Below are 9,873 nucleotides of genomic sequence, written 5' to 3'. Positions count from 1 at the left end.
GATGTTCACGCTGCCACCACCGCCGCCACCCCAGCCCGTGACGATCGTGTTCGACGACCAGGCACGCGAGTCCTCGGCCGGCGACGAGTCCCGCTACACGATCAAGGTCCGCAACAACTCCGGCACCGCGTACCCGCACGCCGAGATCTCCCAGCTGCTCCCGGCCAGCCTCACGCACCGCAAGTCCAGCCCCGCCGCCAGCCGGGTCACCACGAGTGAGGTCACCTGGCAGGTCGCCCTGCCGGCCAACGGAACAGTCACGCTGACCATGACCGGCAAAATCGGAGAACCCGCCGCCACCGGCCGCAAGGTGTCCACCACCGCCTGCGTCCGCACCGAACCCGGCCGCGACCTGGCAGCCTGCGCCACAGACAGCAACGCGCTGGTCGCCGCCGGCCCCGGCATCCTCCCGCTGGCCGGCGGCGGAACCGCAGTACTCGCCACGGCCGGCGGCGCCTGGCTCATCTGGCGCCGCCGCCGGTCCTGAGCTGGTTACCAGCGCCGACGTTCTTGTCCTGATGTCAGATCGGGTCCGGGTTTCGGCCTGAGAAGCACCCATATCCGAATCAAAGTCCGAGATTCTCTTGTCAGTGGGCTCAGATAAGGTGAACACGTGATCGAACACGCGACACGAGAGACAGCGGCGACGCTGGCCTTGCTGCGTGCTCCGGTTCGTGACCACCGCCGCATCCTCGCGGATGCGCTCGACGCCGAGTCGGCTTTGCGCATCCTCCACGAGCGTCTCGGCGGCGCATTGCCGATCGGCGAGGACCCGGTCGAGATGGCGCTCGCCGAAGCCGAAGGCCAGATCGCTGCCTGGGCTACATCGGGGATAACCACCCTGTCGGTCTTCGATGAGGCCTACCCCGCCCGGCTGCGTTCCATCAAGCAGATGCCGCCTCTGATCTTCACGCGCGGCCTGCTTCGCGACGACCATCGGGCCGTCGCAGTGGTCGGGTCGCGGTCCGCGAGCCCAGACCGTCTCCGGGTGGCGTCCACCATCGCTCGTACTCTCGCCCAGCACGACGTCACCGTCGTCTCCGGCCTGGCGCGCGGAGTGGACACCGCAGCCCACACCGGAGCGCTCACCGCCGGCGGGCGCACCGTCGCGGTCATCGCGTCCGGACCTGACATCTCCTACCCGCCGGAAAACGCCGAGCTGCACGAGACGATCGCAGCTGCGGGTCTCCTCCTGTCCGCTTATGCCCCCGGCACGCCTGTCGCCAAGGAACAGTTCCTCGCGCGTAACGCGATCATGAGTGGCTACGCCGCCGCGACCATCGTCGTGGAAGCCGAATACCGCTCCGGTGCCCGCGCCCAGGCCCGCATGGCACTGGAGCACGGACGGCCGGTCGTGTTCCCGGAACATCTCCTGCGGCATGAATGGGCGCGCGACTATGCCGGCAACAAGCCCGGCGTGTATGTCGCCAAGGACCCCGACCATCTTGCCGCCATCGTCGAGATGATCATCGAGTCCCTGGATCTGACGGCGGATCCGATCCACGCGGAGCGTCTGTTTGCCTGGTGATAGCCGCGACGTAGCCTACGAGATGTTCCGCTCCCAAGCCGTCGATCTTCGCACCGTGGCGCCCGCGACCCGGGGCATCGTGTGCGTCGTGTGCCGGGGCTCCGTGGAACGATCCACATCCGAACGATGCGACACCTGCCAAGAACACTTCACGCGGGCCAGAAATGTCCTGGCCGACGCGGTCCACCACGTCGTCTATGCCCCGCGCGATCATCAGATCGCGCCGCACCTGTACAACTACAAGAAGATCTACGAGCCAGGCTGGGGCGACGCCGCCCGCAAGGCACAGACCTTCCTGATCTTTGCACCTCCGACGGCACGGCCCGCAGATCGTCACGGAGCTTGGTGGACGGCCAACCGCCTGGACTGTCGTTCCCAGCACCAACCCGCGCCGCCGAGGGCTGCCGCAGCCGCTTCGCATCCTGATGACCTCCCCGATGCGGAATCTGGCCTGGGTCGACCTCGACTTCCATCCCGAGGCCGTACTGGGGAATCGCCGGGCGCTCCACCCAGGTCAGTTCACGGCACGCGACAACCTCAGCGGACACCGCGTCATTCTCATCGAGGACACCTGGGTCCAAGGTGGACACGCCCAGTCGGCCGCGCACGCCCTCAAGAACGCGGGAGCTGACACCGTAGTGATCATCGCGATCGGGCGATGGGTCGACTACTCGGGTTCGGACCGCTGGCGGCCGGTACTGGAGCGAGCTCCCCGGATTCAGGTCCCTCGCCAAAGACCGGCCTGACCTTGGCGTCGCGAGCCGGCCGGCGGCGCCTGGCTCATCTGGCGCCGCCGCCGGGCGATCAGTAGCTAGTGGAGATGGTGACGCCCGAGAACGACGAAGCCGCGTACAGGCTGATGTAGCGGTAGCCGGCCGCAGAGTTCTTCACTGTCAGGGTCTCCGTGTTGCCGGGGTTGGTCGAACGGGCGCTGTATGTGGTGCGCGTGGCCCAGCTGCCCGGGTTGTAGTAGATGTCGGCGTTGCCGGTACCGCCGGAGGTGGTGATCGTCAGCGACGTCGTGCCCGCCGGCAGGTAGATCCAGAAGTACGCGAGGTTGCCGGCCGACGCGGAGATCGGGCCGCGCTGGCAGTTGCGGCCGAGGGCGTACGGGCTCGGGTCCGGGCAGGTCGGCAGGCCGGTCGAGATCTTGCTGGAGATCGCCCGGTCCATGACGTCGAGGCCGATGCTGTTGAACGGCTTGCCGAGGCTGCGCATCAGGGAGTCCTGCGAGGGCCGGTAGAGGCCGTGCTCGTAGTAGCCCGCGCCTTCGTACGCGCCGATCACGCCACCGTCCGGCGTGGGCTTGCCCAGGTAGGAGGCCCACTTCGTGCCGCTGGGCGACTGGGTGATGTTGGGCTCGGCCGGCTCCGTGCCGGTGTAGGTGCCCGGGCTGAAGTACTCGTCGGCCAGCCCGCCGACGGAGTGCCCGAGTTCGTGGATCGCGACCTGCGCCGACTGGGCATTGCCGCCGGACACTGTGGACAGGCTCGGGTACCCGGCCCCGCCGTACTTCGCCGAGTTGCCCACCGCCACGATGGCGTCCACGGCGGGCGCCTGGGCGGCGTAGGACTGCGCCTTCGCCTCGTCGACGCACAGCAGCCGCTCGGTGTTGAAGCACCAGAAGCCCATGTCGAGAGCGGTGTCCCTGCTGACCCCAGGGCTCGGGTCGTTGTCGACGCCCGACTGGGCCGACACGACGTTGACGAGCCAGACGTTGATCTGGTTCCGGTACTTGTTCCACGGGGCCGTGGCCGCGATCTCGCTCCACTTCGCCTCGGCGTGCTGGCGGAGCAGGCCCTGCTCGGACGCTGTGTACCCGTCGCCGACGATCACCAGGTCGAAGCGCTGGCCGACCGGCCCTGTGTCCTGGAGCGCCGTCACGCCGGCTGCGGAGGCCGCCGCGAAGTCCCGGGGTGCGAGGGACTGGCGCTTCTCCTTCGGCAGGTACTTCTTGGTGATGGTGCCGTCCGGTGAGAACACTTCCCGCCACTCGCGCTCGATGGTGGGGCCGGCACCTGCTGGTGCGGCGGCGGTGAGCACGACGGCGAGCGCCGCGAACGCGGCTGCGACTCTTCTGCGCATGATGATGTGTCTCCTGAGGGGGAGTGAGACGTGAGGTGCAGAGTGTCATACCTCACTGCGCGGAAACAAGCAGCAGCCGGGACTACTTCACCGGGTGAACGCCTTGTTACTTTCCGGCGGTGACGTCCACGTTCAGCTCGGCCAGCCGGGCGCGCAGGTCCGCGACGGCCGCCCGGTCCGCGACGGCCTTCGCGACCAGCTCGGCGAAGTCCAGCCGGGTGCCGTCAAGGGCCACCAGCTCGGTCGGGCCCGCCCAGCTCGGCCGCAGGCGGCCAGCCCCGGAGGCCACGACGGTGGTCTCCACGGCGATGCCGACCAGGCTGGCAAGCTCGTCGCCCTGGGCGAACACGCTCGTGCCGAGGGACTCGGCCCGGCCGCTGGCGAGCAGGTCGAGGACCGTGCCCAGATGCGCGGGGTGGGAGCCGGCCAGCCGGGCAGCGCCGGTGTACAACATGCTGGTGAACTTCCGGGCACCGGCGGCGGCAGCGGCGGGAATGAGCTCGTCCCAGTCGAGTACCTGCCGGTCGCCGAAGTCGAAGGCCTGCTGCTCCATGCCGAGCAGCAGCCGGTCGGTCTCGCCGAGCAGCACGGTCGACTGCCGGTCGTCCCCGGTGCTCTGCCCGGCCTCCAGCGCGGACAGTGCCGACAGTGCCCGGACGCGCTCGGCGATCGGCGGGTGGGAGTCCCAGCGGGAGCGCTCCTCCGGTTCCGGATCGGCCCGGAGGCTTGCGAGTTCGCCGCGCCGGGCCGCCAGGAACTCGCGGAAGCCCGCCATCACGCTGGACGGCGCCATGTTCTGCTCAAGCCCCAGGACGAGGTAGCTGCGCAGGAAAGCGCCGTACGCCGCACCCGCCACCGGGATCTCCTGGAGCGCGCTGATCGCGGTGTCGCGCCCGGCCACCCGCACGGAGAACTGGTCGGCGAGGAACTCCTGGCGGCGGCTGATCGCCTGGGTGACCAGCAGGAACAGGAAGAAGTACCCGAGCAGCAGCCAGCTGGCCGGGTTCCACCGGGACAGCCGGGCGCCGATGTGGAGCAGGCTGCCCCGGCCCAGGTAGCTGATCGTGCCGAGGCGGGTGTCGCTGCCGGAGTAGTGGCCGAGTTCGTGGGCGAGCACCGAGCGGAGCTGGCCCACGGACAGGGCGAGCATGAGCGGCGCGCCGAGGTACATCGTGCGGTGGCCGGCCGCGAGGCCGAGCAGCCTCGTGTTCTCGGTGACCGCGGCGTTGACGTCGGGGATCAGCCGGATCTCGTCCGGTGCCCTGGTCCGCACCTCGGCGGCCAGTGCCCGGACCGCCGCCCACAGCTCCGGTGCGTCGTCCTCGGTGACCAGCTGGCCGGAGGGTTCAACCGGGGCCGGGGCCAGCGCTTGCCGCAGGCCCCTGACAACCGCGAGAGCGACACCGCCCAGGGCGAACATGAGCAGGCCCGCGATAACGCCCGCCAAGTCGCTGACCGCGAGCGCGTAGATCCCGTACGCGGCACCAGCCACGATGGACAGCGCGAGGACGTACACCCCGGCGAGCATCAGCACGCCGATGGCGGCCCTGAACCGGACTCCCATGACTTTCCCCTGTCTCCGCTCGGTCCACCCACCGAGCTGGCCGGGAAAGGCTGCCAGGTTTACCTGGCCCTCACAATCCGCCTTTCAGTCCACAGAGGAGCCCGGCACCGCACCCGGTGCCGGGCTCCGCCATCGGTCGTGCTCAGGCGCGGTACGCCGTCCACATGCTGTTCATCCGGGTGACCTGCCCGGTGGTGAACTCGTAGTAGCAGGAGTCGTAGGAGTAGTCCATGTAGTTGTGGATCGGGTCCACGCCGGGCTTCTTGTTGCAGCTGTCCCGGCCGATCGGGCAGCCGTTGGTCGGGGAGCTCTGCGCCGGGGTGTCGGCCACCTCGTCGCCCTTGCCGTTACACCCGCCCTGGAAGGTGTGGTAGAGCCCGAGCCAGTGGCCGGTCTCGTGGGTGGCGGTGTCGCCCTCGTTGTAGTTGGCGATCGGTCCGCCCGGGACCGAGCCGTACTGGATGACCACGCCGTCGAGCTCCGGGTCCCGGTCGTACCAGGACGGGAAGGTCGCGAAGCCCAGGTAACCGGTGTTGGTGGACCAGATGTTCAGGGTGCTGGCCCCGCCGACCCTGGTCGAGCCCTTCATGTCCGCCTCGACCGACGGGCTGTCCACGTTGTTGAACCAGTTCGCGTTGGCCCACCGCTTCGTCTCCTGGAGCGTGAACCGGTAGCCGGTGTCGGGCGCCCCGGCGTTCTCGCCCCCGGAGAAGTGCTCGTTCATCGCGCTGATCTGCGCGCTGACGGTGGCGTCGGTGAGGTTGCCGGCCCCGCCGGAGCCCGTGACGACGTGGAAGACCACCGGCACGGTGACGGCAGCCGCCGGGGTGAAGCCCTGGGCGACCCGCGCCGCGAACCGCTGCTGGGCGTCGCGCTCAGCGGCCGCCTGCTCGGCCGGGGTGATGTGGTTGCGCTCGGGGAGCGCGCTGCCGGGGCGTACCCGTGCGCTGCTGTGGTCGTCCGCGCAGAAAGCGGCGAGCACGTCACCGGCGGCACCGGCACCGGCCGGCGTCACTCCGGTGAGGACGAGGCCGAGGGCGAAGCCGGCGCCTGCCACGCGCCGCCAGATTCCGGAAGGACGGTCCATGATGTACCTCCTCGCGAGGGGTCCCGGATGACCTTGCCGCCCGGGCTGCGGGAGATGTTACGGCCGTCACAGTCGCAGATGGAAGTTATTCGATAGGTGTGGCGCCACAGTGGAGGCTTTCCGGCTGATGTCTTGCGCCGCCCTTACACCTTCCTCAGAACAGCTTTACGCGGTACGCCAGCAGGCAGCCCGCCAGCACCATCCCAGGCAGGACGGCGGCACCCACCGCAGCGAAGCCGCCCCAGGCGAGCAGCGAGCCGCTGGCCACGGCCCCGAGGAAGTACCCGAGCTGCGTGATGCCGGTCCGTGCGGCCATGAGAGTGGTGGCCTGGCCCGGCAGTGCGGTCACGCCGATCAGGGTGGCCGCCGGGGTACGAACTCCGGCCGACGCGCCGAGCAGGCAGAAGGCGAGGACGGTGAACCAAGGGGACACGTCGAGCGCGAACAGGAGCGCGCTCAGCACGGCGACGGCCAGCGAAGCCCCGAGCGCCGTGCGGCGCAGGTTCCTCGGACGCCTCGCGACGAAACCCGAAGTGGACGTCAGGAAGAACGCCCCGGCCCCGAGCCCGAGGGCGACGCCGGTGACCGACTCCGGTACGTGGTCCCGCTGGACGAGCAGCGGGCCGGTGAAGGTGAGGACGGCCGTCCACGCGCTGTAGGCGGCCAGCTCGGCGAGCAGCCAGTTCCGGGCCGGCCCGATCGCGAGCAGCGCCCTGAGAGAGGTGCCGGATGGTTCTGTGTGCCGGGCGGCGGGGGCGTGGCGGGCGGTCGCGAGTGCCCCGAGCGCGGCGGCCGCTGGTACGCAGTACGCGAGCCGCCAGGACAGCGCCTCGGTCAGGAAGCCCGAGAGCGGGTTGACGGCGATCCACGCGAGCGAGTTGGCGCCCGCGACCAGGCCGAGCGCGCGGGCCCGGTGCTCTCCGCTCGCGGCGGCACCGGCGAACGACGCCGAGAGCAGGAGCGCGATCGCGATGCCAGCCAGGAGATGGGCGCCGAGGAACAACCACAGTGTCCCGGACAGCCCGATGACCGCGCAGGCCACGACGGCGACGGTCGCCCCGGCTGCGATCACGCGCCCGGGCCCCAGCCGGCCGATGACCGGCCCGAGCAGAGCCGACACGGCGATCGCCGCCACCGCGGTGAACGAGCGTGCCTGGCTGACCATGCCGACCGGTGCGGAGAACTCACCGGCCACCCGGACCATCGCCGGAGCCAGCACGACGATCAGGGACTGCGACGCGACCGAGGCGGCCATCAGGGAGACGATCGCCGGCCGGGCTGGGCCTTCCGTCACGGGCGGTTCTCCTGTTCCGGGTACGAGAATCGATGTTTATCGCTTTTTGACGGCCTGGCGTTTCCACGGTGACGGAAGGTGTCCACAGTGGATGTCGCCATGCCGACGATCGGACCTTCCGGTGCCTTGGCGGGCATAGCCTCCGTTTCGTCATATCCCCTGAAGAAGCAGAGGCGAATTCGTGCGCAGAAGAACTGCTCTCACGGTGGGTGTCACAGGTGTGGCCCTCTTCCTCACCTTGCTGCCCGGCACTCCCGGCTCGGCGGCACCGGCGAAACCGGCCCCGCGCGGCGTCGGCTCCATCAGCGCGGCGGACAAGGCCATCATGGCGGCGCAGCTGCCGCTGAAGTCCGCGGCCAGCGAGATCCGCTGGGCCGTCGAACGCGAATCCGGCCCGGCCGGCTTCGCTGGCATCGGCCTGGCCGGCGGCCGGGTCACCCTGTGGTGGAAGGGCGAGCTGCCCAAGCCCGTCGCCAAAGCCGTCGACCGGGCACGCGCCACAGCCACGGTCACGGTCGAGCCAGCGGCCTACTCGCGGGAGGAACTCCGGACCGCTGCCGCCGGCCTCTCCGGTTATCTCCAGGCCAACCGCTCTTCGCCGTACCACACGATCGAGGTGGCCTACGACGGCAGCGCGCTCTACCTCGGTGCCGACCCGGGCACCGGCCTCGCGGCCAGCGCGCTACCCGCCGGGCTGGCGGGCCTGTCGCCGATCCCGGTGACCGTGGTCGAGAAGACCCGGCCGAGTACGACGGGGCGGCTCGACGACTACGCCCCCTACTACGGAGGCGGCCGGATCCAGAACAACGACAACGGCGCGTGGTGCACGGCCGGCTGGCCCGTGACCGGTGGCCGGATGCTGACGGCCGGGCACTGCGGCCGGACGAACGGCGGCTGGAACAACGGCAACGACACCCGGTTCTTCGGTACCGGCGCCGCCGAGCACGTCGGGCACGACCTGCTCCTGATCAACGCGAGTGTCGCCGGCCGGATGTGGGACGGCGGGGTCGGCTCCGGCGAGTTCACCAAGGGCGTGGCCGGCTGGGACTGGGTCGCGTCCAGCGAGTACCTGTGCACGTCGGGCTCGCGGACCGGAGCGGTGTGCAACTTCCGCGTCAACAACGTCTGGACGTACAGCTACTGCGGCAACGACGCCTACGGCAACCGGGAGTGCTACAACGACCTCGTGACCGCGCGGCAGCTCGACGGCCGCCCGGGCTCGCAGGGCGGGGACAGCGGCGGGCCGGTGTTCAGCCTGTCCGGCGCCGACCGGGTGATCGCCAAGGGCACCATCTCCGGTGTGAACGGCTCGGACCTGTTGTTCCAGGACTTCGGGACGGCATGGAACGACTTCGGCATCGGCGTCGTCACCGGCTGACGCTGATCGATGACGGGTGCGGGAACCGGGCAGCCGGTTCCCGCGTCCAACCGGCATGCGTCGAGTATGGATAGTGATGGTGCTGTTCGCGCTGGCCGGGTGCGCCCGCACCGTGCCGGGCGATGGGTCGTCGATGCCTGGCGGGCCGGGGACGCCGGGCACGCAGGCCAGCGGGGCGGCGGGGGCCGCGCTGGCCGCCTGGTCCGGATACCCGGCCAGCAGGAAACCCCGGCCGGTCGTGAACCTGCCGGGAGCCGACCCGTTCGTGATCGTCTCCCACCCGTCCCAGACGGAGAACGTGAAGCTCGCCCTGCAACTCCGCAGCTTCGAGCTGGCGGCCGGGTTGCCGAGGGGGCCGGTGAACGCGCCGGACGGCCGCCCGCTGCGCAGCGCGCAGGACGCGTGGGCCCAGCTGAGCAAGGTTCCGGACCCCGCCCCGGCGGCCAAGGTCACGCCGCTGAAGGTGACGTCGGTGCGGCTCGGTACGGCGGCGTTCCGGCACGACCGGCTCGGGGACCTGCCGGCCTGGATCTTCGAGACCGCCGAGATCACGGTCGCCTGGCCGGCCCTCGCGGAGCCGGAGTACTGGAGCCCGCCCGGCGCCGGCCCGGTCAAAGCCAGCCCCTACGCGAAGGTGAAGAGCTCCGGCACGACGCTGACCGTCGAGGTGGAGGCCCTGCAACGGCCATGCCCGGGCGACCCGGAGTACGCGTACGAGGCGGAGGTCAAGGAGTCGGAGGCCGTCGCCGTCGTCTCGATCAAGAAGATCGTGAAGGGCACCGCACCCGGCGAGAAGAGCAGCAGCTGCGCCTACAGCATGGTGTACCGGTCGGCGCCGTACCAGGTCACGCTGGCCAAGCCGCTCGGCGACCGCGTCCTGGTGAGCGGCGAGGGCGCGCCAGCGCTGGTTACCTCGGAATCATAAGAAAGCGGGCAG

General features: G+C 70.2%; 9 protein-coding genes and 1 pseudogene. 5 read left to right on the top strand and 5 right to left on the bottom strand.

The genetic code is table 11. The annotated features are described in order from the left end of the window. Nucleotide 1: 1 nt before the first annotated feature. From A3G1_RS38600 to A3G1_RS40585, 3 genes are all read left to right on the top strand, one after another. Nucleotides 2-487, top strand: a complete 486-nt coding sequence (locus A3G1_RS38600; RefSeq protein ID WP_018350362.1) for a DUF11 domain-containing protein — start codon at nt 2-4, stop codon at nt 485-487. 126 nt (nt 488-613) lie between these two features. Next, nucleotides 614-1,528, top strand: coding sequence for a DNA-processing protein DprA (locus tag A3G1_RS35050; RefSeq protein WP_018350361.1), 915 nt, complete (start codon nt 614-616; stop codon nt 1,526-1,528). Between the two features lie 437 nt (nt 1,529-1,965). Continuing rightward, entirely contained in the window at nt 1,966-2,274 is a 309-nt protein-coding gene (locus A3G1_RS40585) for a type I phosphoribosyltransferase (RefSeq protein WP_157641159.1), read from the top strand. A gap of 58 nt (nt 2,275-2,332) precedes the next feature. On the opposite strand, the gene A3G1_RS42225 is transcribed toward A3G1_RS40585, so the two are convergent. From A3G1_RS42225 to A3G1_RS0115305, 5 genes and pseudogenes are all read right to left on the bottom strand, one after another. Beyond that, nucleotides 2,333-2,677 (bottom strand): PPC domain-containing protein, encoded by a 345-nt coding sequence (locus tag A3G1_RS42225; RefSeq protein ID WP_425411391.1) that lies wholly within the window; start codon nt 2,675-2,677, stop codon nt 2,333-2,335. Beyond that, nucleotides 2,666-3,613: pseudogene (locus tag A3G1_RS35045) on the bottom strand (M64 family metallopeptidase); the annotation flags it as partial. The gene A3G1_RS42225 and the pseudogene A3G1_RS35045, both read right to left, overlap by 12 nt. A gap of 106 nt (nt 3,614-3,719) precedes the next feature. Continuing rightward, nucleotides 3,720-5,177, bottom strand: a complete 1,458-nt coding sequence (locus A3G1_RS35040; RefSeq protein ID WP_018350360.1) for a M48 family metallopeptidase — start codon at nt 5,175-5,177, stop codon at nt 3,720-3,722. 142 nt (nt 5,178-5,319) lie between these two features. Beyond that, on the bottom strand, nt 5,320-6,264 hold the full coding sequence (locus tag A3G1_RS0115310; protein ID WP_026212159.1) for a zinc metalloprotease: 945 nt from the start codon (nt 6,262-6,264) through the stop codon (nt 5,320-5,322). Between the two features lie 154 nt (nt 6,265-6,418). Then, on the bottom strand, nt 6,419-7,558 hold the full coding sequence (locus A3G1_RS0115305) for an MFS transporter (protein WP_018350358.1): 1,140 nt from the start codon (nt 7,556-7,558) through the stop codon (nt 6,419-6,421). A gap of 181 nt (nt 7,559-7,739) precedes the next feature. On the opposite strand from A3G1_RS0115305, the gene A3G1_RS0115300 reads away from it, so the two are divergent. Beyond that, nucleotides 7,740-8,936, top strand: coding sequence for a chymotrypsin family serine protease (locus A3G1_RS0115300; RefSeq protein WP_157641158.1), 1,197 nt, complete (start codon nt 7,740-7,742; stop codon nt 8,934-8,936). A 76-nt stretch (nt 8,937-9,012) separates the two neighbouring features. Next, on the top strand, nt 9,013-9,861 hold the full coding sequence (locus tag A3G1_RS0115295) for a hypothetical protein (RefSeq protein ID WP_018350356.1): 849 nt from the start codon (nt 9,013-9,015) through the stop codon (nt 9,859-9,861). The last annotated feature ends 12 nt before the right edge of the window (nt 9,862-9,873 follow it).

Source organism: Longispora albida DSM 44784, assembly GCF_000379825.1.
Classification (GTDB): Bacteria; Actinomycetota; Actinomycetes; order Mycobacteriales; family Micromonosporaceae; genus Longispora; species Longispora albida.
The sequence above is the reverse complement of the archived record's forward strand: the minus strand, read 5'-3'. Positions and strand labels throughout refer to the sequence as shown.